At 46.7% G+C, this 25,108-nt stretch carries 24 protein-coding genes and 1 pseudogene; 11 read left to right on the top strand and 14 right to left on the bottom strand.

Annotated elements, in window-relative coordinates:
- The first annotated feature begins 459 nt into the window (after positions 1-459).
- Positions 460-1,131, top strand: coding sequence for a 3'-5' exonuclease (locus BLS14_RS16910; protein WP_090953043.1), 672 nt, complete (start codon positions 460-462; stop codon positions 1,129-1,131).
- Positions 1,132-1,185: 54 nt separating this feature from the next.
- Here BLS14_RS16910 and BLS14_RS16905 read toward each other — a convergent pair whose 3' ends face one another.
- The 3 genes from BLS14_RS16905 to BLS14_RS32630 form a co-directional block, all read right to left on the bottom strand.
- Positions 1,186-2,205, bottom strand: a complete 1,020-nt coding sequence (locus tag BLS14_RS16905; protein WP_256336528.1) for a helix-turn-helix transcriptional regulator — start codon at positions 2,203-2,205, stop codon at positions 1,186-1,188.
- Positions 2,206-2,313: 108 nt separating this feature from the next.
- Positions 2,314-3,018, bottom strand: a complete 705-nt coding sequence (locus BLS14_RS16900; RefSeq protein WP_139295681.1) for a hypothetical protein — start codon at positions 3,016-3,018, stop codon at positions 2,314-2,316.
- A gap of 207 nt (positions 3,019-3,225) precedes the next feature.
- Positions 3,226-3,393, bottom strand: a complete 168-nt coding sequence (locus BLS14_RS32630) for a hypothetical protein (protein ID WP_170867871.1) — start codon at positions 3,391-3,393, stop codon at positions 3,226-3,228.
- A 340-nt stretch (positions 3,394-3,733) separates the two neighbouring features.
- Here BLS14_RS32630 and BLS14_RS16895 point away from each other — a divergent pair, with 340 nt between their 5' ends.
- The 6 genes from BLS14_RS16895 (at position 3,734) to queF (ending at position 7,813) form a co-directional block, all read left to right on the top strand.
- Positions 3,734-4,189, top strand: a complete 456-nt coding sequence (locus BLS14_RS16895) for a hypothetical protein (protein ID WP_024632428.1) — start codon at positions 3,734-3,736, stop codon at positions 4,187-4,189.
- Positions 4,190-4,207: 18 nt separating this feature from the next.
- On the top strand, positions 4,208-4,912 hold the full coding sequence (locus BLS14_RS16890; protein WP_090953039.1) for an AIM24 family protein: 705 nt from the start codon (positions 4,208-4,210) through the stop codon (positions 4,910-4,912).
- A gap of 360 nt (positions 4,913-5,272) precedes the next feature.
- A complete protein-coding gene (gene queC / locus BLS14_RS16885) occupies positions 5,273-5,962 on the top strand; it encodes a 7-cyano-7-deazaguanine synthase QueC (RefSeq protein WP_090953372.1) in 690 nt (229 codons plus the stop codon).
- Positions 5,959-6,450 carry a 6-carboxytetrahydropterin synthase QueD gene (gene queD, locus BLS14_RS16880; RefSeq protein ID WP_063564568.1) on the top strand — a complete coding sequence of 164 codons (492 nt, stop codon included), beginning with the start codon at positions 5,959-5,961 and terminating at the stop codon, positions 6,448-6,450. The genes queC and queD overlap by 4 nt, the downstream gene beginning before the upstream one ends.
- A complete protein-coding gene (gene queE / locus BLS14_RS16875) occupies positions 6,443-7,195 on the top strand; it encodes a 7-carboxy-7-deazaguanine synthase QueE (RefSeq protein ID WP_063564569.1) in 753 nt (250 codons plus the stop codon). Before queD ends, queE begins: the two co-directional genes overlap by 8 nt.
- 126 nt (positions 7,196-7,321) lie before the next feature.
- Positions 7,322-7,813, top strand: a complete 492-nt coding sequence (gene queF / locus BLS14_RS16870) for a preQ(1) synthase (RefSeq protein ID WP_063564570.1) — start codon at positions 7,322-7,324, stop codon at positions 7,811-7,813.
- Between the two features lie 151 nt (positions 7,814-7,964).
- Here queF and BLS14_RS16865 read toward each other — a convergent pair whose 3' ends face one another.
- Positions 7,965-8,177 (bottom strand): hypothetical protein, encoded by a 213-nt coding sequence (locus BLS14_RS16865; protein ID WP_090807974.1) that lies wholly within the window; start codon positions 8,175-8,177, stop codon positions 7,965-7,967.
- A 217-nt stretch (positions 8,178-8,394) separates the two neighbouring features.
- On the opposite strand from BLS14_RS16865, the gene BLS14_RS16860 reads away from it, so the two are divergent.
- Positions 8,395-9,663, top strand: coding sequence for an MFS transporter (locus BLS14_RS16860; RefSeq protein ID WP_371121649.1), 1,269 nt, complete (start codon positions 8,395-8,397; stop codon positions 9,661-9,663).
- A 323-nt stretch (positions 9,664-9,986) separates the two neighbouring features.
- Here the strand turns inward: BLS14_RS16860 and BLS14_RS16850 are convergent, their stop codons facing one another.
- From BLS14_RS16850 to BLS14_RS16820, 7 genes are all read right to left on the bottom strand, one after another.
- Positions 9,987-10,832 carry an EcsC family protein gene (locus tag BLS14_RS16850; protein ID WP_090953035.1) on the bottom strand — a complete coding sequence of 282 codons (846 nt, stop codon included), beginning with the start codon at positions 10,830-10,832 and terminating at the stop codon, positions 9,987-9,989.
- Positions 10,833-11,033: 201 nt separating this feature from the next.
- Positions 11,034-12,014: a glycoside hydrolase family 43 protein gene (locus BLS14_RS16845; protein WP_090953033.1), complete on the bottom strand. Its 981-nt coding sequence runs from the start codon at positions 12,012-12,014 to the stop codon at positions 11,034-11,036.
- A gap of 714 nt (positions 12,015-12,728) precedes the next feature.
- Entirely contained in the window at positions 12,729-14,150 is a 1,422-nt protein-coding gene (locus BLS14_RS16840) for an arabinan endo-1,5-alpha-L-arabinosidase (protein WP_063564647.1), read from the bottom strand.
- Between the two features lie 56 nt (positions 14,151-14,206).
- Positions 14,207-15,049, bottom strand: a complete 843-nt coding sequence (locus BLS14_RS16835) for a carbohydrate ABC transporter permease (protein WP_063564576.1) — start codon at positions 15,047-15,049, stop codon at positions 14,207-14,209.
- A 26-nt stretch (positions 15,050-15,075) separates the two neighbouring features.
- Positions 15,076-15,966 (bottom strand): carbohydrate ABC transporter permease, encoded by an 891-nt coding sequence (locus BLS14_RS16830; protein ID WP_062324023.1) that lies wholly within the window; start codon positions 15,964-15,966, stop codon positions 15,076-15,078.
- A 242-nt stretch (positions 15,967-16,208) separates the two neighbouring features.
- Entirely contained in the window at positions 16,209-17,549 is a 1,341-nt protein-coding gene (locus tag BLS14_RS16825) for an ABC transporter substrate-binding protein (RefSeq protein ID WP_063564577.1), read from the bottom strand.
- Positions 17,550-17,681: 132 nt separating this feature from the next.
- A complete protein-coding gene (locus BLS14_RS16820) occupies positions 17,682-18,641 on the bottom strand; it encodes an arabinan endo-1,5-alpha-L-arabinosidase AbnA (protein WP_090953370.1) in 960 nt (319 codons plus the stop codon).
- Positions 18,642-18,992: 351 nt separating this feature from the next.
- Between BLS14_RS16820 and BLS14_RS16815 the strand changes: the two genes are divergently transcribed.
- Complete coding sequence (locus tag BLS14_RS16815; RefSeq protein ID WP_063564578.1) at positions 18,993-19,910, top strand: ArsR/SmtB family transcription factor; 918 nt, start codon at positions 18,993-18,995, stop codon at positions 19,908-19,910.
- Positions 19,911-20,132: 222 nt separating this feature from the next.
- The gene (locus BLS14_RS16810; protein ID WP_176854569.1) at positions 20,133-20,660 is read left to right on the top strand and encodes an NAD(P)H-dependent oxidoreductase; all 528 of its coding nucleotides are present in this window, start codon (positions 20,133-20,135) and stop codon (positions 20,658-20,660) included.
- Positions 20,661-20,746: 86 nt separating this feature from the next.
- On the opposite strand, the gene BLS14_RS16805 is transcribed toward BLS14_RS16810, so the two are convergent.
- Both BLS14_RS16805 and BLS14_RS16800 read right to left on the bottom strand, forming a co-directional pair.
- A complete protein-coding gene (locus tag BLS14_RS16805) occupies positions 20,747-21,106 on the bottom strand; it encodes a winged helix-turn-helix transcriptional regulator (protein ID WP_063564580.1) in 360 nt (119 codons plus the stop codon).
- 42 nt (positions 21,107-21,148) lie between these two features.
- Positions 21,149-21,238, bottom strand: a pseudogene (locus tag BLS14_RS16800) (helix-turn-helix domain-containing protein); the annotation flags it as partial.
- A gap of 405 nt (positions 21,239-21,643) precedes the next feature.
- Here BLS14_RS16800 and BLS14_RS16795 point away from each other — a divergent pair.
- The gene (locus tag BLS14_RS16795) at positions 21,644-23,944 is read left to right on the top strand and encodes a helix-turn-helix domain-containing protein (protein WP_063564581.1); all 2,301 of its coding nucleotides are present in this window, start codon (positions 21,644-21,646) and stop codon (positions 23,942-23,944) included.
- A gap of 113 nt (positions 23,945-24,057) precedes the next feature.
- On the opposite strand, the gene BLS14_RS16790 is transcribed toward BLS14_RS16795, so the two are convergent.
- The gene (locus tag BLS14_RS16790) at positions 24,058-25,104 is read right to left on the bottom strand and encodes a glycoside hydrolase family 18 protein (RefSeq protein WP_063564582.1); all 1,047 of its coding nucleotides are present in this window, start codon (positions 25,102-25,104) and stop codon (positions 24,058-24,060) included.
- Positions 25,105-25,108: the final 4 nt, after the last annotated feature.

Here is a 25,108-nt window from a genome sequence, read left to right as displayed (position 1 = left end):
AAGGGACGAATGTGTCGTGGTACCACCCTTATTTAACTGCACTTTGCCGGCTGACCTGACTTCAAATCATCAGGTCATTTGCCATAAACCGGTTCTACGTTTGCAACCGATGCAAAACGTGAACGCGCAGTCCTTCAGGGCATAACGGGCCCATCCGGCGAAGGTTACAGGCCGTTCGGGCCTTCTCCTCCGCAGCTCGCGAGGTAGGAATAACGAAACAGCAACAGAAACCTTGCACTAAGCGGTTTCCTCTCTGTAGAAGCTGGCTAACGTAATTGTGTCCTCGTTGATCGCTGTTATCATTTTTGATCACCATAGTGTATTTACAAGAAGTTGTCAACCACACTGTTGCCAGCTTTACGTTAAAATGAATTGCTGGGCGATGGCTGACATGGCTGTGCGTTCCCTGTAATATAGAGAAATAGAAACCATGTATTAATTGATAAAGGAGTTTGTCCTATGCCATATATTATTTACGATCTTGAATTCACGGTAAGTCGCAATACACGTTACTCTTCTGAAATTATAGATATCGGTGCCGTCAAAGTAACGGAAGGTGAGAACGGCCTGTTCGTGTCGGATACGTTCCACACTTATGTTCGTCCATCCAATAAATCGGTGCTATCCGCCGATACAATTCAGTTTACGGGTATTACGCAGAAAGACATCGACGCAGCCCCTCTTTTTCCGGAAGCACTGAATCAATTTATTGCATGGATGGGAAGTGAATCCTATTACATGTGCTCCTGGGGACCGGATGACCGCACCAAACTGATCTCTCATTGTCGCACTCATCAGCTCGATGTAGCCTGGATCACCAACCACAATGATCTTCAGCAGCAATGGTCGCGAACTGTGCGTAAGGAAGGAAAATTCCGTCAGCTTGGACTCGCTCAGGCTCTGGAACTGTGTGGTATTGAATTCGATGGCACTCAGCACCGCGCTTTGGATGATGCGATTAATACAGCCAAAGTATTCATGCATCAATTTGATCAATTCAAACTGGAAACCAATTGCGCCGCAGATGATGAGGGCATCACATCCAAAGTGGTCTATTCCAGCAGTGTAGAAGATGACGAGGAAGATTCCCCTTTTGGTAACCTTGCACACCTGTTCAAGACCAAAGAGTAATTGCATACAACGCATGTTGAACAAAGGCAGACCAGCCATGATCTGCACTGACGTTCAGTTGTAGATCTCTCTCCAACGTTCCAGACGTTCCTTCATCAAAAGACGGTAGCTCTGAGGCTCCAGAATTTCGGCATCGGGTCCATATTGAGACAACCAGGTTAGAAACCCTTGTTCATCACTCAGTATGGCCTCAAATAACAGCGTACCCTCCGGTTCGATCGTCAAGATGGGGCGTGCAAAAAACTGCTCCTGCATGACACGCTCCACGGCGTGCAGCGAGAATCTGATCTTGAATGCAGTCCACTCCGTACTGCCGCTAAGTTCCTGTGGCGTGCGGAAGTGAGATTGTAAAAGGTAATCATCTTTGCGGAACGTGCGTGGCAAAATCCGAACCCTGTGCAAACGATTCACTTGAAATATTCTCAGTCTTTCTGACAGGTGACAATATGCCAACAGATCAAATCGGTATTCACGAGGAATAAGACAGTAGGGATCCATTCGCGCAATCCCCTTTTTACCTTGAAACAGATATTCTCCTTCAATAGTGTTCTGGGAAATTCCGGCCTGAAGCAAGGTCACCAGGGAATGATTCAGAAGTTCGGTACTTTCATTTTGCCAAGCAGATGTACCCACTTTGAACAACCCACTAATTTGCTCAGACCATTCCACTCGCTCTGTTTTGTTCTTCTGACTCGAAGCAACCACTTTCTCATACGCGCTCTCAAAAGCAGGCTTCAGCAACGGACGAATATTCTCCATGACTTCTGCCAGGTGCATAAAGGCTTGAGCTTCTTCATCAGACCAATTCAGCGGATACATGGCAAAATGGCTGATAAACATGTATCCTCTCCCGTGTCCCATATTGGCGATGGGGATATGCATTGCACTGAGGGCCTCCATGTCGCGGTATATCGTCCTTTCCGTTGTTTCGCACCGCTCGGCAAGCTCACGGGCCAGAATACCCGGTTTGGCCTGCACAAGAGTTATAATGCGCATTAATCGGATCAGTCGGTCTGTCATTTTGCCGGACCCTCCACGATGTTGTTTCAATAAATTCGATACAACTCCATCCATTTTTTTATTATTATGTTGTTTAGTACATTCGACTTATTCCTTGACTTCACCTTCAAAAAATTATGTAGAAACATTCCTTTCCGCCCCATCTTGCCTAGTTCTTTATCCCTATTCACCTAACATCGTTTTTCCGCGATTATGAACCATGGAATTAAAAGTAATCCCGTAATGGTGCCGAAGTTTCTCCAATATTTCGGCTTCCTCATAATAATCTAGATCCTGTTTGCGAGCCGCTTCAATTAACAAAGCATCTGCATGACGACGCAGCATATCACTGCCCTCTTGTGTACGGCCTCTTTCATAAGCACGCAAAGCTTGTTTAATCAGAGGAACTGTTTCGTTTAATTTGATTGTCTTCTCTACCTTGGGATCTTCCGGCTGACGCAGCATGCCCAGATGACTTGTATACTGAATATACAACTGTTCTCTGCGCAGCAGCACTCTCTGGCTTTGTTTCAACTTTCGCGTACTCCAATAAGCTGAACATACGGCACTTTTCCCCGATACACGCGGTCCCATGGCGAATTCGAGTAAGATTTGTTTACTCTCTCCCTTGTATACATCACCAAGTCTTAAAACCCAACCGATATCCGTTTCTTTGGAACGACAGCCGTAGATGCCCTTGAGCTGAATTCCAAATTCCGGTTTGAGCAAAAGTTCCAAGTCTCGTGACACAATTTTGGGTGCTATTTTCCTGAGTCTTTTGGCAGGGGCTCCGTTACGCCACTCCACCATCATATATACGGGGTCGGCTCCCCCTGTCGGTATGGCCTCTCTATTCCACGAATAAGATACTTCAAAGACTGAGTTCACTGGTAGTCTCTCCCCCGATTTATATGTATTATCTTCTAAGTTATCAGGGTAAATGGACACTATATTGTCACGGAACATATGTTCGCAGGAAATTTTTCCATAATATTAGTTTCTCATCCCTAAATCCGCGTAATTACGACAATAAACGACGAAAAAGCTTGGCAGTATGCCAAGCTTTTAGACCACTTTTATATGACAAGTCCTATCTTAAATGGTAGATGGATCAATTCCCATTTTGTGTAAACTTTGTACAGAATCAGGTTCTGTGATTGGAGCATAAGTAATACTGTCGATAATCAATTCACGCCCGATCGGCTCACCATTTACAGTGATCATAATCGTTTTGGTTGTTGCAGCTTGTTTAGTTGTGTACATACGTTTCTACCCCTTCGTATTCACGATCTTCATAAAAATCGGATATATTGTTTTCACTCATTAAATTACAAATTTCGTTAATATGAATAGCAGGCACCCAGAGCTGAAGTAAAAGAATGATGTCAAGGCCGTCCGGAGTGCTGCCCTGTCCTTCTATTACCCCGACGTTCTTAAAATTAAACACTTGTCCACATGTATTGATTTATTCTCATATAGGGTAATTAAAACTATATCATCTTGAACCCATTGTCCCGGTTTTGACGTATAATGTAAGAGCCGTATTTCAACAAATGACGACGAAATCGGCAAACGATTATGTAACCGAAAGAAGGTGCCATTCATGCCAAAACCCATTCAGGGTTATTTCATTCGGGTGTTATTCACCACATGTGTATTGTTTACTGTTTCTTTGACTTCTACAGTCAGTGCAGCAAATGCCAATATATTCTCCGATATCTATAGTGGATGGGAACGAGTCTCCGAGCTACCTGGAGAAGTGAACGCCTTGCAGGAAAGCTATAAACAGACGCTGGAGCAGTTGAATCAGACCTCTGCCCAATTGGGACAAGCCCAGGCAAATGTCGAAGCATTCAAGGCCCAGAACGAGTTGTTGCTGGCACAAAACGAAAAACTGACCGACATGGTGAGCAAGCTGCAAAATGATCAGGATGCCAAAACGGCAACTGCCAAACGCATTCAAACGATGATTATCACAGCCGTTTCACTCATATTGGGATACTTTATTCTGATTCGGGTGATGCGCTGGGGGATGCGTCGCCGTTCTGGCAGAGTATAAAAGAACAGGAGCAACCGCATGCACATACACCTGAATAATGCCGAAGCTGGCGGAGCCGGACAAGTGGTCACGTTCTCGTTGATCCAGAACGACCGCCTGCATATTCTCCACCCCCAGCAAATTGTCGCTTTTCGCGGCCCAAGTAGCAGTCGCAATGATAAATTCATGAATATTTCGGGTATCTATCGCAAAAAAAAGCTCATCAAATCCGAAATTACCGGTCCTTGTCAATTTGTGGCCGCCCTGCCTCCCGGATTCACCATGAAGGAAGTTGAACTGAGTGAGAACAGCGATCTGCTGTATGACTTCCGCCATCTTTTCTTCTACTCCGACGGCGTCACGATGCATACCAAAATTCAGAAAATCAAAAACATGCTCATCACTCGGGATGCCGTGAAAATGAAGTTTTCGGGCAAAGGCAAAATTGGATTGCTGACACAAGGTCAGGTCTGCCAACAGGAATTGCACCCTACTGCACCACTGTACGTGGATGCAGGCAGTATTATCGCCTATCCCGAGAACGCGCAGCTGGAACTTACCGTATACGGGAACAACCTTGCCAGCCAGCATATGAACTATCATTGGAAGATGACAGGACATGGCTCTGTACTCTTTCAGGCCGGTCGTGAAAATCATAGACTGGAACAGGATATGAACGATGAAGGCTTATTTAAGCGAATTCTGAAGGAAGTCATTCCTTTTGGAAATGTATTAATCAAATAAGTCCAGATGACGTTAGGCTCGGTTATAAATGGGTTCTCATGGAAAGCATGCTCACCGTATTGGAAATGTGATATACTGTACCGGACAATTGAAGAAGAAAATCCATGCCTATGGCATGGGAGAGGTTCGCGAACTCCCTCTATAAGACTCGACCTTCATTAAGGTCAATAAGTCTTGCGTACATTTTAGGTAACAACGTACGTAAAAAACTAAGGACACTAGATCGTCCTGCTTTTTTGAAGCAGCCTACGAGAAGGTGTGTTTTTTGATGGATGCCAGTTCATGAACTTCTCTGTTCTTCCGACACTCTGTGCCTATGTGCATGGATTGATCTTAAGAAGATGGAGAGGTTTTTTTATGTTGAACGAAGAAAAAGCAGTCGTTGTATTTAGCGGCGGTCAGGACAGTACAACTTGTTTGTTCTGGGCCAAACAGCAATTTGCCGAGGTTGAAGTGGTTACCTTCGATTACGGCCAGCGTCACAAGCTGGAGATTGAATGCGCCGCAGAGATCGCTCGCGATCAGGGTGTACAGCAAACGGTACTGGACATGAGCTTGTTAAACCAACTCGCGCCTAATGCACTCACCCGTACGGATATGAAGATTACGCATGAAGAAGGCGAACTGCCAAGTACGTTTGTCGATGGACGGAATCTGCTGTTCCTCAGTTTTGCAGCCATTATGGCGAAGCAAAAAGGGGCTCGTCACCTCGTCACAGGTGTATGCGAAACGGATTTCAGCGGATACCCGGATTGTCGGGATTCGTTTGTAAAGTCGATGAATGTTACGCTGAATCTATCGATGGACTACCCATTTGCCATTCACACCCCGCTGATGTGGCTGGACAAAGCCCAGACGTGGAAAATGGCGGATGAGCTCGGTGCCTTCGATTATGTGCGGGAGCGCACACTGACCTGTTATAACGGAATTATCGGCGATGGCTGCGGAGAATGTCCTGCCTGCAAACTGCGCAAAGCCGGACTGGATCGCTATCTGGAGCAACGCACGAATTCTGCTACTGTTGGAACTGCGGGAGCGGATGTTCGATGAGAGAGCCTGGAACATTCCGTATTGTGGAGCGGTTGCAGCGGATTGGGGAGGATATCCTTCCTGCCCAGCTTCGCTATCATCGCAAACGTGTGCTTGTCAGCAAGGAGTTTACGTTTGACGCTGCGCATCATCTGCATTGTTATGAAGGCAAGTGCAAGAATTTGCACGGGCATACGTATAAAGTTGTTTTTGGCATTAGCGGTTATCCGGGTGAGACCGGGTTGACGGTTGATTTTGGACATATCAAGGAGATATGGAAAACACAAATTGAAGGGTATCTGGATCATCAGTATTTGAATGAAACCCTTCCCCTCATGAACACAACTGCTGAAAATATGGTCGTCTGGTTGTTCGAGCAGATGGAACACGCCTTGCAGACCGAACCGTATGCAGCACTGACCGAGGGTGGTCGAACAGAGTTTGTCCGCTTATATGAGACACCGACCAGTTACGCTGAGGCCAGACGGGAGTGGATGATCGATGAGTAGCGTGGAACGTAGCAAAGAGGCTCGTATTCCTGTGATGGAGATCTTTGGCCCGACGGTTCAAGGTGAAGGCATGGTTATCGGGCAGAAAACGATGTTCGTCCGCACCGCGGGCTGCGATTATCGCTGTTCCTGGTGTGACTCGGCCTTTACTTGGGACGGCAGTGGCAAGGACCTGATTCGGATGATTACTCCGGAGGATGTGTGGGAGGAATTGCGTCGTGTTGGCGGCTCACGCTTCTCTCATGTGACCATCTCAGGCGGCAACCCTGCCCTGCTCGCTTCGCTGGGCGGATTGGTTAAGCTGCTTCGGGAGAACGGCATCCGCACCGCGGTAGAAACGCAGGGCTCCCGTTGGCAGTCTTGGCTGGCGGACATTGACGAAGTCACCGTCTCGCCCAAGCCTCCCAGCTCAGGCATGAACACCGACTGGGCTGTGCTGGATGATCTGATCCATCGCCTGGCTGCTCGCCCGGTGGAACGAAGTCACAGTCTGAAGATCGTAATTTTCGATGAGACAGACTTGGACTATGCCCGCCGTGTGCATGCACGGTATCCGGGCACAGATTTATTTTTGCAAACCGGGAACCCGGATGTCACTTCTGCTGATACCCCAGATCTGGCGACTTCGCTGCTTGCCCGTTATGAGTGGCTGATTGATCAAGTCAGTGCATCCGATGATCTGAACGACGTTCGTGTGCTGCCACAGCTGCATACCCTTGTTTGGGGCAACAAACGCGGCGTCTGATGGGCTATTTGGATGGAATAATGGGCGGCATGATGTAATTTTGGGAACAACCAGAGGCTAAGATGGCCTATCATATATACCGGTAAGCTTCGTGCGTCGCCGGAAATAAGGAGCGTTTACGAATCCATGAGACAACCTGATGAAATGCAAGATCTAACGTTGCTGGGTAACCAGGGCGTAAAATATACGTTTGAATATGATCCAGGTATTCTGGAAAACTTCGATAACAAACACCCGTACCGGGATTATTTTGTCAAATTCAACTGCCCGGAGTTCACCAGCCTGTGCCCGATCACGGGTCAGCCGGACTTTGCAACGATCTATATCAGCTACATCCCTGATGTGAAAATGGTGGAGAGCAAGTCACTTAAGCTGTACCTGTTCAGCTTCCGCAACCATGGTGATTTCCACGAGGATTGTGTGAACATCATCATGAACGACCTGATTAAGCTGATGGACCCACGCTTCATTGAAGTATGGGGCAAATTCACGCCGCGCGGCGGCATTTCCATCGATCCGTACACCAACTACGGTAAACCGGGGACGAAGTATGAGCAAATGGCCGAGCACCGCATGATGAACCATGATATGTATCCAGAGACGATAGATAATCGTTAATTTGGTAGATACACCAATTATGCTTTGTACAAAATAAAATTATTGAACACACAAAAGCCGAACTCTTCGATCTGAAGAAGTTCGGCTTTTGTTTTTTTGTATGCTATGGAACGTGAGCGTTTGCAACCAATCGTATGGATTGGACTAGCATTCAAGGGTTACTGTCTTCCTTCAGTTCTTTCACTTTTTTGATGTAATGTCTCAGCATAAGTACACCTATAGACTGAACAACCACAAAAAATCCGATAGCAAAGTACAGAGACGTCGATGCAACATAGATAGCCAGAAAAGTCATGACTGCCATAAATAGAATGGTCATCGCCAAATTACGTTTGGCAAGAACATATGGTGATAGCGATTTCATATGGATCAGTCCTTTATCATTTCTGATTTAGTAGAAATTTAATAGTAGATTCTTTAAAGTATATCAATAGTTTACATTAAAATGAGAACGTTAATTTCCCCTGTTCCCCTTGTCGACCTTTCAAATCTGTCCTATTATGTAACAATATGCTTAGGCACATCACATCATCAGGCGCTGATCCCTCGTGACCGCGACCAAAGGAGAACTGTTCATGTCCATGCAAAATTCATTATCCAAAGACGCCGCTGCGCGTTCAAAAGCTCCACTCGGATTGGATGCTCAAGGTACCGTTTATCGGATCTTAATTGCCATCAGTCTGGTCCATTTGTTCAACGATTCAATCCAATCTGTCATTCCAGCTATTTTTCCAATTCTGAAAGACTCCATGCATCTCACGTATACACAGATCGGATGGATTTCGTTTGCTATTAACTTTACTGCGTCCATCATGCAGCCTGTTGTAGGCTATTTTGCTGATAAAAAACCGACACCCTCCATTCTGCCCATCGGCATGGGCTTTACGTTTACCGGTATGCTATTGCTTGCCTTCGCCGACAGTTATATGGCCGTCCTGATCTCCGTCATCTTTGTTGGTCTCGGTTCGGCGGCGTTCCATCCAGAGGGTTCACGGGTATCCCATATGGCCTCAGGGCCTCGTAGAGGTCTGGCTCAGTCGATCTTCCAGGTGGGTGGTAATGCCGGTCAGTCTCTCGCCCCATTGCTCACCAGATGGATTTTCATCCCGTTTGGGTTGTTTGGTGCCATCGGATTCACGGGCATTGCAGCTGCGGGAATTGCGGTTCAAATCTATATCGCTCGCTGGTATGGACGCATGCTGCAATCGGGAGGATATTTGCGCAGACAGGCGGCAGCTCGTCGTGCACCCAATCCAGCATTACGTAAAAAGATTGCTGCTGCCATAACCATTTTGATTCTGCTTGTCTTTGTCCGTTCGTGGTATGTCGCTTCGATCGGCAGCTTCTATGCGTTTAACCTGAAGGATACATTTAACTTGTCCACAGAGGACGCACAGATCTATATCTTCCTGTTCCTGGCGGCTGGGGCTCTTGGTACGTTCTTTGGTGGTCCACTGGCGGATCGCTTCGGTAAACGTAACATGATCTTCCTGTCGATGGCCGGGGCCGCTCCACTGGCGCTTCTGCTGCCTTACGCCAATTTGTTCTGGACAGCCGTGTTGCTGAGTATTATTGGGTTCATCATGTTGTCCAGTTTCTCGGTGACCGTTGTGTATGCGCAAATGCTGATTCCAGGCAAAATCGGAACCGTCTCCGGCCTGATTACTGGTCTTGCATTTGGTATGGGCGGTCTGGGAGCACTCGTGCTGGGGAACTGGATCGACGTGTTCGGCGTATCTCCAGTTATGCAGATGTGCAGCTTCCTGCCACTGATCGGTATCTTCACCTTCCTGCTTCCATCGGATAAGTTGCTGAACCGCTGGGCGGAAGAGAACGGTAGCGAAGAATAAGGAATATAGACATTCAGCCACTTGAAAAGGGGTTTTCGCCTCAATCTGGTTTAGTCACAACTCCTCAAGTTAGCAATAAAAAAAGATAAAAGCGGCGACCTTTTCCCGAAATTCCATCGGGGAGAGGTCGCCGCTTTGTGTAGAAATAGATTTTTAACGATATGTTCTGTATGTGGAACATTATGAGAGAATATTTCCTCCATAGTGTATACTGCTGGATGTTCAAAGCTCTCGTAAACTATGTTGTTGCGGTTTAAAAGATCATAGAAACCTTGTTTGTTTAACATGTAAATTCATCTCTTCCAGTTAAGTTTTCTGTAACATTATTTCAAACGCTGAAGAATGAGCCGTTTTTTGTACAGCATTTTTCCGGCTTCCGCAACATCACGAATTGTATTTTTGTTGCTTACCGAACCGAATACCATGCCGGCAATCGGAATAAGCTGAAACAGCTTTTTCCAACCAAACGATTCACTGTAGGAATTAAAAACCTCCCGCCAGCCCTGCATTTGAGAGATAACCTCAACCTGCTTGTCCGGATTATCGTAATCGGCGAGTTCATCCATTATTGCTTTTTTGCCCACAATATCAGCAGAGGAGAATTGCAGACATTTGACGATAAATATGCGCTCTTGGGGTTCGTCGGGATCATATCCGTAGCATAACGCCATCTCCTGCAGCACCTTCAGGGAAAGCCCCATCACCATCGGAATATCCGCCGCAATCGTTACAATGCCGCCGATACCTGTTGCGGCCCCTTGTGCAGCAGCAAACCTCGTTCGACTGTCCGTAATGTTATCAGCAGTGCGATCCAATACTTCAAGCGGTAAACCTTCCACACTGTGGATTTTCGTCGTATCTCTTGCCTCTTCATCCTGTTCATCGTAAGAGGTATCGGCCTTCATGGAATAACCGGATTTGGTCGCTTCCTCTCGGAGCAGCTCAGCTACCTTCTTTTTCTGAACGAGAAATTCCCCACCATTCTGCACATACTGACCGACTTCGTTCAGCGAGTCTCCAATCTTCTGTTTCAGCGCTTTGGGCATAACTTTATCCAGCATGGCAAATGGCAAACGTCCAATTTTGTCCCAAATAAACAAGTCCTTCTGCCCTTTTTCCCATTTTAAAATCTGTTCCAGCTCCCGGTCCAATGTCTCGCGTGAATCCATATATGGCCTCCTAATATTATGTGTATGGTGAATTGTATACTCCTCATACGCATTGGTCACGGGATGGTTGCTAATATGCAGACCCTCGTATCCGTCTTTATGTCTTCAAGTCTCCCTTCTCAATGTGTACATAAGTAAAAGCCCCTAATCAGCATGGCTCGCTGACTAAGGGCTTACTATATTAAAACTTTAGCAGTATTATTATTTCGCTTCAGCCGCAGCCTTCCCATCTGGAACAGGGACTCCAAAGTCAGGTGTGCCATCTTCGTTCCAGCGAATAACCTGCGCGCGGGCGTGACGGTTTGGATCATAGAGAGGATCTCCCTCGATGTCCTTGTAGTTTCGTGCGTGATAGATCAGAATATCTGTTTTGCCGTCCGGTGATACCGTAAAGCTGTTGTGACCCGGACCATATTGACCATTCGCTTCACACGTTTGGAATACCGGCTTAGGCGATTTCATCCAGCTCGCTGGATCAAGCAAGTCGGCATCTTCATCCGCAGTGAGCAAACCCATACAATAATTATAGTCGGTCGCACTCGCTGAGTAGCCAATGAAGATCCGCCCATTGCGATGCAACACTGCTGCCCCTTCGTTTACCTTGAAGCCGATGATCTCCCAATCATATTCCGGTGTAGAAATCATGACCTGCTCACCACGGAGAGTCCACGGATTTTCCATTTCGGCAATGTACAGGTTGGAGTTTCCCGGAATGTCCGGGGCCTTTTGCGCCCATACCAAATAACGGGTACCTTTGTGTTCAAACGTCGTTGCATCCAAGGCAAACGTCTCCCAACGCGTCCGAATCTGTCCCTTCTCTACCCACGCGCCTTCGAGCGGGTTGGCCGAGTCATTTTCCAGCACATACATGCGGTGGTCGAAAAGGCCCTCATTGGTTTCGCTGGTATGGGCTGCAGCGTAATGTATGTACCATTTTCCATCGATAAAATGAATTTCAGGTGCCCAAATGTTGGCACTCATCGGTCCTGTATCATGTTTGTGCCACGCCGTTACCGGCTCGGCATCTCTCAACTCTTCCAGGGTTTGTGCACGCCGAATCTCAATCCGGTCAAAGGCTGGCACCGAAGCTGAGAAATAATAGTACCCATCTGTGTGACGGTACACCCACGGATCAGCTCGCTGCTCCAGGATGGGATTGGTAAATGTAATGGAATCAGTCATGGGAATGCTCCCCTTTCAAATGTGTGTGTATGGCTCGGAGTGAATATTTGTAAACAGCTGATGGATAAAGTGCAAAGACTATTTTGCTGGTGCACCGCGGACGCTTCGGGGGTGGCAGGGCCTTGTCGCTCTCTTGTCCTCCGATTTCTTTTTCCCCACCGCTCTTAGCGGTTGAAATCGGATGCCAAAGACGCTCCTTCGGCTCCTTCCTCCCCCTACGCTGCTTGTGCACCTTAAAAGCAATAGCTTCGCTCTAACCGCGCTCGCTGGAATCAAATCCAAACTCCGAGCCATCAGTGTGGCTCTGTATCTATGGGGTCGCGCTTCGCTTGGGCGACTCTCCCCACTAAATGCATGGCTGGCCTTTTTTCTCGGGCCAGCTCTTGGTGCACCGCGGACGCTTCGGGGGTGGCAGGGCCTTGTCGCTCTCTTGTCCTCCGATTTCTTTTTCCCACCGCTCTTGGCGGTTGAAATCGGATGCCAAAGACGCTCCTTCGGCTCCTTCTTCCCCCTTTGCTGCTTGTGCACCTTGAAAACAACAGCTTCGCTCTAACCGCGCTCGCTGGAATCAAATCCAAACTCCGAGCCATCGGTGTGGCTCTGTATCTATGGGGTCGATCGCTTCGCTCGGGCGACTCTCCCCACTAAATGCATGGCTGGCCGTATTTTCTCGGCCAGCTCCAATTCCAAACTTCGAGCCATATCTACGGCTCTCTATTTCTCCGCTGCGCTAATCTGCTTACCCCAGACGGCAATGCCGTGGTCGTTCAGGCCGGTAACTACAAGCGCAGACTGGCTTCGCTCCCAGTCCCAGGATGGGAGCAGCTTCAGCTCTTCTGTGGAAGCTCCGCCCCACGGGCTTTCTTTCCACTCCAACGTCAGTGTTTGTTTGCCGTCAAACGTCCATTTGCCTGAACCGTTTTCGCTTTTCAATTTGCCGTTGGCTTGCAAGGTGTAAGGTACTGCCTGCACCTGTCCGTCCACCGACGGGTCAACAGCTAGGCCTTCCCACTCCCCGGCGATCATCGACTTCGGAATGTCCTGTGCGTACTCACCTGCATAACGTTCCGGTGACACAACAGGCCAGCCGTCCTTGGTCCACAGCATTTTACGTACATGCAGATACGGCCAGTTTTTATCGGTCTCACCTCTCGCATGATGCACGATATAATAATCGTCTCCATCCTTAAGGACGGAGTTATGTCCAGGTGCAACCCAGCCCTCACCTTCGGTGAAGCGATAGCCACCCAGAATTTTGGTTCCGACTTCGTATTGAGGCAGATGCTCTGTATCCAGCATGTTCATGCCATTTACATCCGTGTAGGGGCCTGTAATCGAATCAGCACGGGCTACACGCACGTTATAATCTTCGAATAAAGAATCATACGAGACGAATAAATAATACTTTTTGAACTCCGGGTTATACACAATATATGGCCCCTCCACCGCACCTTCTTCCGTAGCACGATCACGGGCGGCAATGCGTGTACCATACCCCTCTTCCTTGAACTTTCCGGTTTCCGGATCGAGAGGTGCAATGTATATCCCGTCAAAAAAGGAACCGTAGACCATCCACGAATTGCCTTCGGCATCCAATACCGGATTGGCATCGATGGCATTTAACTTATCCTTTTCGTTCTCGGATGTTTTAACAACCAACCCTTCATCTGTCCAAGGACCCTCTGGGGACGAGGATGTCTGAAAACCAATAGCCGAACGCGTACTACCAAAAGATGAAGCCGAATAATACATCCGGTAGGTGTCACCAACCTGAATCACATCCGGTGCCCACAGATTTACTGCCCCAGTCCAATCGAGGGCTTCCTTCGGAATACCCGGCAAAGCCTGACCTACCCATGACCAGTTGATCAGATCATCCGATTTGCGTACCATGACGCCGGGTTTCGCTTCTCCTGCTACACGAACATCGGTCGAATAAACGTAATATCCCTGATCTGTTTTGATAATGGCCGGATCATGCGCATTGTTCACCGTCCAACGGGATTCGTCGTCCAGAATGGAGGTGTCATACAATTGGGTATCTTGGGGAGCCTCAGGAAAGACCGGCGGGGACACCGCTTCCCCTGCTCCTTCTCCAGAACAGCCTGTAGCCCCAACCAACAACAGCAGCAACATCGAAGCAACAACTCCTTTTCCTGAATTCATCCACCCGCGGAATGTTCTCCGCAGATTCATCCTTTCACTCCAGAGATTGCTACCGATTCAATAATCTGTTTCTGGAAGATCAGGAAGATGATCAATACCGGCAACAGCGCAACAATGGACGCTGCCATAATTAGCGGGTAATCCGTCTGGATCGCATATGTGGCATTGAAGTTTGCTATAACGAGCTGCAAGGTCTGTTTTTCAGGTGAATTCAGATAAATAATTGGTGCTAGATAATCGTTCCAGATGCCCATGAACCAGAGAATCAGTTGAGCTGCAATCGCCGGTTTAATGAGCGGAAACGTAATGCTCGAGTACAGTCGGAAATAGGAGCTGCCATCAATTTTCGCTGCTTCAATAATGGCATCAGGCACACTAAGCAGGTATTGACGAAGGAAGAAGATCATGACGACGTTACCAAATAATCCTGGAACAATAAGCGGCAGCAGTGTGTCCACCCAGCCCAGCTTCGAGAACATGATGAATTGCGGAATCATGACTGTCGGATACGGAATCATCATCGATGCGAGCAAAGCTAGAAACAGTTTGTTTTTATGCGGAAATCTCAATTTGGCAAAAGCAAAGGCAGCGATACTTGACGTAAAGGTCCCGACAACGGTAACACTGACCGCCACGATCAAGCTGTTTTTGACCCCGCTGAGTAACGGACCTGCTTCCCAAATTTCCTTATACTTTCCGAATTGGAACACTTCAGGTATCCACACGGGCGGAAGCGCGAACACATCCTGCTTCTCCTTCACGGAAGTGGACAACATCCAGATCAGTGGTGCAATCATCGCAATAGCACCAAGCGCCAAAACGATAAAAATGATAGAGTTTGTTAATTTCCTCTTTTGACTGTAAGACATCTCCGGTTCACTCCTTTCCTAGACCATTAATCCCCATCATAGGCTGATTTTTCGTTCATTTTGAATTGCACCAAGGTAATGACAAAAATGAAAATACCAAGAATCATGGCCATCGCAGAGGCATAACCCATTTGCAGGTTGCTGAATGCTTTCTGCCAGATGTAGAAGACAATGGATGCGGATGAATATTCAGGACCACCCGTAGGGGTCATAATGTTCATTTCGGTGAAGATTTGGGAACCACCAATAATGTTTGTAACAACGAGGAAAAAGGTAACCGGCTTCACCATGGGCCAGGTGATGTTGCGGAAGATCTGGAACCCGTTTGCTCCATCCAACTCAGCCGCTTCGTAATATGTACGTGATACACTTTGCAGTGCAGCCAGATACAATAACATCGTATAACCTAGACCTTTCCACACCGTCATAATAATCAGGGCCGGTTTAACTGTATCTTTGTTTGCGAGCCAGTTAGGGCCTTCAATACCGAATAGATCAAGGAATTGGTTCACTAATCCGTAATCCCCGTTGTACGCCCAGTTCCACATGATGGACACCGCTGCGAGGGAAGAAATGACCGGAATATAATAGATTACACGGAACGTCGTTGTGCCGGGGATTTTACGATTCAGACCCATCGCCAGCAGCAATGCGAGCAACAAACCAATCGGGATACCCAGCATCAGATAAAAGGTGTTGAACATCGCTTTGTAAAACAAATCATCCGTGAGCAAATCCTTAAAATTGGCTAAACCGATAAAGTTCATCTGTCCCAAGCCATCCCAATCCGTAAACGAACCGTACAAGGAATAAAGGAAAGGGAACAGAACAAAGATCAGCAAACCAAGAACCGGAGGCAAAATAAACAAATATCCGTACAGCCTCTCTTTGCGATACAAACTAGATTTTGTAATCACTGCGCTCACCCCTGTTTCTAATATCAGCATGTTGCATGAATCGATGGATGCCTGCTTGATCAATTCATGCAACATGCCCGTATGGAATCCAAAATGATGCCAGCAGCGTTAATAGCAGGCTGCTGGCACCGGCTTTTTTTGAAAACGGAATCTACTACTCATCCATTTGGCGTAGGCTGATTCTCTCTAGAACCTATGTTTCAATCTTTCCAGCCACATTTTTTCAGCATTTTATAAAATGCTTATTTCTGAGATTTCTTCTCTTGTTCTACTGCTTTGTCTAACAGCTTTTGCATTTTCGGCTGCTGCTGTTTCACATAGTCTGCGGCTGTAATTTTGCCATCCAATACCGGCTGAATGTCAGTGAAGAACAGGTCATACCATTCCGCATTGTACGTGTAGTTCCCTGGAAGAGAACGGCCATAATCTTCTACGATATCAATGAATTCCTGTTTATTGGCTGGTTTCGTTGAAGTATCTTTGGCCCATTCGTCAGCCATGTCGAGAAGATTCGGAATTTGCACTTTGGCATCAACCAACTGCTGCATGCCTTCTTTGGAAGCTGTGAGGTAATTCACCAACTCTGCGGCTTCTTCTGGATGTTTCGTTTTGGCCGATACACCGATACCCAGTGAACCGATCCACGTTGCGGATTTACCCGTAGAGCCCGCAGGGAAAGGCAGCAAATCATATTCGAAAGGCAGTTTCTCGAATGTACTCATATCCCACGGACCTACTGGGAAGAAAGCCATTTCTCCTTTCATCCAGCGTTGGTACGTATCCAATGTTTGCGCTTCCTCAATAGAAGGCGTGATTTTGTATTTATTTTGCATGTCCGCAAAGAATTGCAGTGCTTCCGCGAATTTCGGATCATCAATGGTTACCTTTGTTTTGCTATCATCCAACCAGTCTGCACCATTGCTCCATACGAAGGACTGCAGCGCCCATTGTACGTTGAAGCCTGTACCAAATACGTCCGGTTTACCGTCTCCATTCGTATCCTTAGTCGCTTGTTGGTTGACCTTGATGAATTCTTCCCATGTGTAAGGCTTGTCCTTATCAGGGAATGGGATGCCCTCTTTTTCAAATAATGTCTTGTTATAACCGAGTGCAAACGGACCCAGATCTTTCGGCATTCCGTAGATATCGCCCTGACCTGCCATTTTGCCATCATAGCGATACAAGTCCAAACCATATTTCCAGATGTTATTCAGATCTACATCCGCATTATTTTCAACGTAAGGTGTCAGATTCATCAACACATTGCTGTTCACATAGGCTTTAATATCGCCAGGGTTAAAATAGAACACGTCCGGCAAACTGTTGCCTGTAATGGCAGCTCTCAATTTGGTTGCGTATTGATCCGCAGCTGTAACGATAATTTTAACCTTGACACCTGGATGCTCTTCTTCGAATTTCTTAACAACGGCTTGATATGCCTTCTGTTCATCCGTGCCGCCCCGGAACATAAATGTCAATTCCTTGTCCCCGCTTGAACCGCTGCTTCCTCCACAACCCGCAAACACGAGTGCACTTACCAGCATTAGAAGCATAAGTGTGACTAAACTCTTTTTCTTTACCATCTGAACCCCTCCTGATCTGGATTTGTAACCGTATTCAATTAGGTGAAATAAGATTTCTGTTGTTAAATTTATCAAATCCAGATCACTTTAGTCAATACTTTATTAAAACATTTTATATTTATTTAAAACAAATTAGTACGTTGGCCATCCGCTGGAATCCCACAGCAAGTCGTTAATTAGCAATTTCGGATTGCCGTTATCGTCAGCATCGTAGGCATGGCGCGCAATTACATTACCGTTATACACATCTTGACCGCCCGGCCCTTTCCACTTGGCATTCCCCGAATCCAATATGGTTCCGCCGCCATTCAACATGTTCACACCGTTTTTGTCCACATACGGACCTGTAATACTCGTTGAACGTCCATAGACCATTTTGTACGTGCTATTCACGCCCTGGCAGCAGGAATCAATCGAGGCAAACAAGTAATAATAACCGTTACGGTATACAATACTTGGTGCTTCGATGGCCCCGCCATTATTCGGACGCGCCGCAATAGACGTGATGCTTCCGGTCGGTTTCATCGTGGTTTTGTCGAGCTTCACAATCTTCAGACCGCTCCAGAAAGAACCGAAAGCGAGCCACGGGTTGCCTGAAGCATCGATGACCAGATTCGGATCAATAGCGTTATAATCGTTGGCGGTTGTGGTTTGAAGCACTAACCCCTCATCCTTCCACTGGCCTGCTCCAATGCTGGTTGCAGACGCAAGCCCGATCGCCGATCTGTTGGAGCCAAAGGTAGAGATAGAGTAATAAAGCCACACTTTTCCGTTATACTGCTCAACGTCAGGTGCCCATACATCCAGACCACTCTGTCCCGGAACGGCAGAGGCCCACCAGGATGGCTTGCTCAGAAAAATCTGCGGAACGCGGTACCATGAGGACCCGTTATCCGATTTCAGTACCTGAATGCCAGCACCGGTTGAAAAGGTATACCATGAGCTGCCTTCTTTGATGATGGATGGATCGTGGACGGCAATATCGCCGGTCAGATTCCAAAATGCCGCGAATGCCCTGGACTGGCCCGCCAATAGCAAAACAAGTACAAGCAGTGCAGGTAATGCCCAACCTTTCTTCCTGAATCCTGTCATTCCTTTGAACTTTTCCAAACCGAATTCCACCTCTCCTGATCAAATAGTTAATTTGGTTCATGAAGTATTAAATCAATTTAGGTATACTAGGATTATAAAAGCGGTTACATTACATTTCAATGGTATATTTCAAATATATATGAAATGATTTAAGTTATTTTTTAAAGTAAATATTCAACATTTTATGAATAATACGCTCATTTATGCTATGTATACAAGGGATTCGGCTTTCTTTTCTCGCCCTTCCCTTCCATCCGGTAATCATTTATAATTATCTAAAACAAACCATATAAATGTGCAGAAGCCTGGATCAGAAGGGCTTTGTTCAGAACGTGGAAAGGAAAACCACCTATGATTTATATTAAAGATCTGATGTCTGGCGTTAATATTTTCAAGGCACTCAGTTCGGAAATCCGAATCCAGATTATTGAGTTGCTTGCCAAGAACCAGAGTCTTAACCTCAATGATCTCGCAACCAAACTGGGGCTCAGCAATGGCGCCATTACAATGCATATTAAGAAATTGGAAGAAAGCGGCCTGATTGAGATCAATACTGCGGTTGGCAAACATGGGATCCAGAAGATTTGTTATCTCAATGAGGAAAAACTAATGGTAGACCTGCGTTCACAGGAGATTTTTAACCGATACGAGGTTGAAATTCAGGTAGGTCATTATAGCGATTATCAGGCAGCTCCTACATGTGGTCTCGCTACCCGAGACAGCATCGTCGGTGAGTTCGATGATCCGCGTTACTTTGCTGATCCGCTCCGTATTGATGCGGAGATGATTTGGCTGGCCGAAGGTTATCTGGAATATCGCATTCCCAACTACCTTAAGCCTAACCAGACGTTCAGCGAAATCCAGTTGTCCATGGAATTGGGTTCAGAAGCACCAGGTTTTTGCGATAACTACCCTTCGGATATTTATTTCTACGTCAACGGCATCGAGATTGGCTGTTGGACGAGTCCAGGAGATTTTGGCAATACCCGAGGTACGTTCAATCCAGACTGGTGGCCACCGCATCTGAATCAATACGGGATGCTGAAGCTGATCCGCATCACCCAAGAGGGCAGCTATATTGATGGATGCCGCATCTCCGATGTTACTCTGGACCAGATTGGCCTGGATTACAAAAGCGATATCCACTTTCGAATCGCTGTAACGGACGGACCAGTGAACAAACGGGGATTGACGATCTTTGGTAAAAATTTCGGCAATTACGGGCAGAATCTGCTTGCGCGTGTACTCTATAATGTGCAAGAGGAATAGATCAACGAATAGACATTGTCATCATAAAACAAAGCATTATAACAGCCGTCAGTTGAGAAACTGACGGCTATATTCATTTCTTTCACCCAATCTCGCCAAGATGTTCTTCAGGAAGGGTGCTTACCTTGAGGTAAGTACATGTACTAAAAGTGCGTACTTACATCTCGGCAATACTCCCTTTATACTCAAGAAACATTATAGCTTAGGGAGGAAGAATTCATTTTGAAAACACTTGTCATCGTAGCACATCCCAACCTGGAAACGTCGGTCATTAACAAACGATGGATAGAAGAACTCCAACAATATCCGGAAAAATATACGATACATGAACTATATAAAGTTTACCCTGATGGACGTATTGATGTGCAGCAAGAACAGCAGCTTATTGAAGCTCATGACCATCTGGTCCTGCAATTTCCGTTTTATTGGTTTAGCAGCCCACCTCTCCTTAAACAATGGCTGGATGAAGTTTTCACGTATGGCTGGGCTTATGGCTCCAAGGGCGACAAATTGCAGCAACGCAAAGTCGCCTTGGCCGTATCTGCCGGAATCAAAGAGGCGGATTACACGGAAGAGGGCAAATATCGCTATACCCTTGGACAACTGTTATCTCCTTTTGAGACGACCTTCTATTACTGCGATGCCGATTACCGACCATTCTTTGCCTTCTATGGTGCAGAACACGAGCCTGCGGCAAATGAATTGGAACAAAGCGCACAAAACTATTTACGTTTCATGGATAACCTATAACACTCACTCCAAGCAAATCAAAAAAGCAGTATCTCCGATTCAGGAAGATACTGCTTTTTTGATTTTTTAATCTCACAACCTGATCGTTAGCCTTGCATTAACCCCGGGGCAGACACCATATTGGCTTCTCCCCAATCACACATCATATCTAACAGTGGCATTATTGATTGTCCTCGTTCCGACAATGAATATTCAACTTTGGGTGGAATTTGGGGATATTCTTTGCGTAGAATCAGATCATGTTCCTCCAGCTCCTTAAGCATAACGCTCAATGTTTTGTGGGAAATGGTACCAATACTTCGCTTCAATTCATTATGTCGCATCACCTTGTTTTCAGACAGCCAATACAGAATAACCATTTTATATTTACCGTTTACCAAGGACAGCGTATATCCAAAGCCGGTATCTTTTAGCGCCACGCCAGTTGGAACACAGGTTTCTCTCATACTCACCCCTCCTTCTTTCGTTCATCACACCACAGCGGATTATTATAGAGATTGCCTGTACGTTTTGGGAGACATGCCATACGCCTTTGTGAACTGCCGGGTAAAATAATTGCTATCGTTAAACCCGCATTCATTAGAAAATTGGCTTTAAACTAATTCAAATAGGCGTTACTCAACAATTCGCCCTCCATAGTTCATGTTGGGATGAATGTCTATATCATGCTACTCCATGGCCGAAAAATCAAGGTTTGCTGATCCTTGGATCGATATAATTCCTCATGTACAGAAGCAAATGAACCTCTCATAAAAAAAGCCCTTCCATAGCTTTACACCTGTTATTCTCACCGAGTTCCTCTTCTTTCATGTGACTTTCTTCCTGTTTGCTCTGAAACTTAGAAAAGATTCATTGATTTATTGGAGAAGTTCTCCTAATATTTTTAGTAGGAACACCCAGCGGCTCGGCATCATGGTAATACTTCACTGTCTTTATGAGAGCGCTATCGCTGCAGCTCTAAAGAAAAACGGGAGGTTGCAGATATGAAATGGAACCACTTCAAGTCCAAGCTTCTGCTTAAGTACACACTATCCTATATCTCCATTTTCCTTATACCTCTTGTTATATTAACTATTATTATTTATCACAATGCTGTGGACACGCTCCGTTCAGAGATTGAACAGACCAATGTCAATCAGTTGACCCAAGCGAAAACGGTCATTGATGACCGCATGAAGGAATTGCAGGACATCGCATTTCGTATCGCCTATGATGAGCAGCTAACCCGTTATTGGACACACCATCCCTACTATAGCCGGGAATCAATTGCTGCCTTGGTCAAATACAAAGCCACCAGTTCCATTATCGATGAGCTATTCCTGTTCTTCCGCGGAGATGATAGCATCTACTCGTCTCAGGGCTCTGAGAACCTGGATGTATTCACGGGCCGCTACAAATTTAATACATGGAACAAAACGGACATGATCCGGGATTTGAATAACGTTCAGTTCCCCACGATACGACCAGCCGAACAAGTCGTTCAAGGAACCAAAGTACCCAATTCCATGCTGGCCTACCTTGTACCGATTGCACCTAACAATACGCCCGCCCACGGGACTGTCATGTACCTGATTCACGAGTCCAATCTGACGGGATTGATTGATTCCATTCTCAGCGACTACCATGGTATGACTTATATTTTCGATAATTATGGGCAGGTGTTGGCCGCCAATTATAAGGGGGAGACCATTACCGAACAGGAAGTCAAAGCTCTGTTTGAACTTGAGCCGGGAACACACAGCCTCTCCTTGAATCAAGAACCGCATTCGGTGGTATCCGTCAAATCAGACGCGGGCTGGACTTATGTAACCGCTATGCCAAGCAATCAATTTTTTAGCCGAATTGTCCATATTCGTACCTTTGTTGTTCTTGTTTTCTCCTTCATGGTGGTGATGGGCACCTTCCTCGCCATTTTGTTGGCCCGAAGACAATACCATCCGATATCAGACTTGATGGAGTTCATTCGTTTAAAAAATAATCCTGAACCTTCCACAACCAGCAATGAGTTGGAATGGATCAAGAAAACGCTGCATGATTACAGCCAGCGTGTGGACCTTCAGGAGCCCTACGCTCGTAATCATATTCTGCTTATGCTACTGAAGCATGGTCATACCGGAGAGCTCCCTTCTGAGTTTACGGATAATCTCGGCATACGCTTTAACCGATCCCATTATTTTGTTATGACCTTGGGATTGGAAATGCACGATCTTCCCCGCGGAGATTATCCCGAACAGCGTACTGTTATGCAGCTGATCAACGATATGGAACTGCCGGAGTTGTCTGCTTTTGCTTACGGCGTGGAGCTTCCACAGCCAGACCAAGTAGCCCTCATCGTCGGATTTGATGCCGAAGTCGGGCATGAATCCAGCTTAAATGCTCGTATGGAGTCTATTGTTGAATCACTACAATCGATGGTGGCAGAGCACGTCGGAGTTGCTCCCGCGATCGGGATCGGTAACAGCTATAGTTCTCCATTGCAGCTGAACCAATCCTATATCGAGGCATCAACTGCGCTGGAAGCATCCATGCTGCACGGACAGGGCAGCAGTACCTTCTTCAACGCCCTTTCCGGCTCTAGTGAACAGGATTCTTCCTTCTGGGTACCTAAGGATGTGCTGCTGAAACTAGTTCAGAGCTTGAAACAGGGCAGTTACGATGTGGCGGTACAGATGGTATCAACTGCGTTGAATACGCTGAAATCCGAAATGCCGTCTGTACCATTGCTGCGCTGCATCTGCTTCGATATTCTGAATACGATGCTCAAAACGGCCTCGGAACTTGGCATTCATCACGTGGTTAATCAACTTCCAAGGATCACTTCCTACGACTCGTTAGAGGATTTGGAGAAAAAACTGACAGGACTTGCTGCCGAGATCTGTGCTCATGTCGAGGCGAAGAGCGAGACGGAAGAAAGCTCCCTGATGGATGAAATCGTTGCTTATATTGATGCCAATTACTCCGATTATGACCTTAGCCTGGGTACGATTTCATCGAAATTCACGATCTCTTCATCGTATTTCAGCCGTTCCTTCAAAGAGAAGATCGGCATGAACTTTACCCAATATATCTGGCAGAAACGGATGGATGAGGTTATCCGACTGCTGCTGCATACGACAGACCCGTTAAAAGATATTATCACTCGCGTCGGTTATCTGGACACACCGAACTTCATCCGTAAATTCAAGAAAGAGACGGGTTATACCCCAGGGCAGTACCGCAAAATGCACCGTCCCAATGACTCCTCCGATTCCCCGGAAGATGACGACGAAGAATGTCTTGGATAATGGATGGATTCGTAAAATAAATAGAAACCTCCCAGAACCTTTTGGTTCGGGGAGGTTTTTGTATGTTTTTGGCTCATATAGGCAAGCCGATCCTTGCAACCAACTCTCTTCTTCTATTTCCCTACCGGAACATCTTGAAGCCCTTGATGTATTGCACCCAGCAGACGATGGGTCGGATCACAGCCGTATTCCCAGAACATAATGCCGGCCAGGCCCTGATCCTTCACGTAATCGCATTTGCACTGAATCGATTCTTCATCATCATAAGATATTAGGCTCGACCCATTAAAGAGAAACGGTGCACAGGCTTCCTCATCCCAATAACGGACGTAACCATTCTTGTTGATGTACTTCGCTTCCAGTTCGGCAAATGCCGGACCATAGCCGCCTGTGCTACCAGCCATTTGGTGAAGACCGTGGTTTCGGTTAGGAACCTCAGTCCAGATCCGTGAGTAGAACGCAGCGCCGATAACGATCTTCTCCTTCGGAACGCCGGCACGGATGAACAGGTTCACGGAAGCATCAGTACTAATTCGGAACAGATCTCCGGTTGGCGTATACAGATTCGTATGATGTCCGGTCAGAACCTGAAAACCGCCGCGCATATCATAGGTCATCAACTGCACAAAGTCCAGGTACTGCTGCACCTCAGCCATCTCTGTACCGTCGACGTAGTATTGATCAGCCCCTGCCGCAATGGTGAGCAGATAATGACGGCCATCCTCGGAGCCCTTGGCATCCAGTGTTTCCCGGATCGTCTTGAGAAGTAAGGTGAAATTCCTTTTGTCATCACGACTGGATGCGATACCGGCTTCACCGTAAGAAGGATACTCCCAGTCCAAATCGATCCCGTCAAAAGGGTACTCCTCCAGCACCCTAACCGCTGATGCGGCCATGCTGTCCCTCCCCGCTTGGGTTGAGGCGGCTTCAGAGAAACCACCAGCGCTCCATCCGCCAACGGACAGCAGCACCGTTAGATTCGGATGCTTCCGCTTAATATTACGGATAACCTCTCCGTTTTTTAAATGCTCGGTGGTGATTTCATCATTCTTGACATGTCCAAAGGCTACATTCAGATGGGTCAACTTCAACAGATCCTCATCCGTCATGTCGGGAAGAACAGAATCGACGACATAACCAGCAGCAATATATTTCGTCATCCTC

This window comes from Paenibacillus sp. OK060, from assembly GCF_900101205.1.
Taxonomy (GTDB): domain Bacteria; phylum Bacillota; class Bacilli; order Paenibacillales; family Paenibacillaceae; genus Paenibacillus; species Paenibacillus marchantiae.
The sequence above is the reverse complement of the archived record's forward strand: the minus strand, read 5'-3'. Positions and strand labels throughout refer to the sequence as shown.

Bases quoted from the DNA above. Each gene is read 5' to 3' on its own strand.
- BLS14_RS16910 (WP_090953043.1), top strand. From the start codon at position 460: ATGCCATATATTATTTACGATCTTGAATTCACGGTAAGTCGCAATACA.
- BLS14_RS16905 (WP_256336528.1), bottom strand. From the start codon at position 2,205: ATGGATGGAGTTGTATCGAATTTATTGAAACAACATCGTGGAGGGTCC.
- BLS14_RS32630 (WP_170867871.1), bottom strand. From the start codon at position 3,393: ATGTACACAACTAAACAAGCTGCAACAACCAAAACGATTATGATCACT.
- BLS14_RS16895 (WP_024632428.1), top strand. From the start codon at position 3,734: ATGCCAAAACCCATTCAGGGTTATTTCATTCGGGTGTTATTCACCACA.
- BLS14_RS16890 (WP_090953039.1), top strand. From the start codon at position 4,208: ATGCACATACACCTGAATAATGCCGAAGCTGGCGGAGCCGGACAAGTG.
- queD (WP_063564568.1), top strand. From the start codon at position 5,959: ATGAGAGAGCCTGGAACATTCCGTATTGTGGAGCGGTTGCAGCGGATT.
- queE (WP_063564569.1), top strand. From the start codon at position 6,443: ATGAGTAGCGTGGAACGTAGCAAAGAGGCTCGTATTCCTGTGATGGAG.
- queF (WP_063564570.1), top strand. From the start codon at position 7,322: ATGAGACAACCTGATGAAATGCAAGATCTAACGTTGCTGGGTAACCAG.
- BLS14_RS16865 (WP_090807974.1), bottom strand. From the start codon at position 8,177: ATGAAATCGCTATCACCATATGTTCTTGCCAAACGTAATTTGGCGATG.
- BLS14_RS16860 (WP_371121649.1), top strand. From the start codon at position 8,395: ATGCAAAATTCATTATCCAAAGACGCCGCTGCGCGTTCAAAAGCTCCA.
- BLS14_RS16850 (WP_090953035.1), bottom strand. From the start codon at position 10,832: ATGGATTCACGCGAGACATTGGACCGGGAGCTGGAACAGATTTTAAAA.
- BLS14_RS16845 (WP_090953033.1), bottom strand. From the start codon at position 12,014: ATGACTGATTCCATTACATTTACCAATCCCATCCTGGAGCAGCGAGCT.
- BLS14_RS16840 (WP_063564647.1), bottom strand. From the start codon at position 14,150: ATGTTGCTGCTGTTGTTGGTTGGGGCTACAGGCTGTTCTGGAGAAGGA.
- BLS14_RS16835 (WP_063564576.1), bottom strand. From the start codon at position 15,049: ATGTCTTACAGTCAAAAGAGGAAATTAACAAACTCTATCATTTTTATC.
- BLS14_RS16825 (WP_063564577.1), bottom strand. From the start codon at position 17,549: ATGGTAAAGAAAAAGAGTTTAGTCACACTTATGCTTCTAATGCTGGTA.
- BLS14_RS16820 (WP_090953370.1), bottom strand. From the start codon at position 18,641: ATGACAGGATTCAGGAAGAAAGGTTGGGCATTACCTGCACTGCTTGTA.
- BLS14_RS16815 (WP_063564578.1), top strand. From the start codon at position 18,993: ATGATTTATATTAAAGATCTGATGTCTGGCGTTAATATTTTCAAGGCA.
- BLS14_RS16805 (WP_063564580.1), bottom strand. From the start codon at position 21,106: ATGAGAGAAACCTGTGTTCCAACTGGCGTGGCGCTAAAAGATACCGGC.
- BLS14_RS16795 (WP_063564581.1), top strand. From the start codon at position 21,644: ATGAAATGGAACCACTTCAAGTCCAAGCTTCTGCTTAAGTACACACTA.
- BLS14_RS16790 (WP_063564582.1), bottom strand. From the start codon at position 25,104: ATGACGAAATATATTGCTGCTGGTTATGTCGTCGATTCTGTTCTTCCC.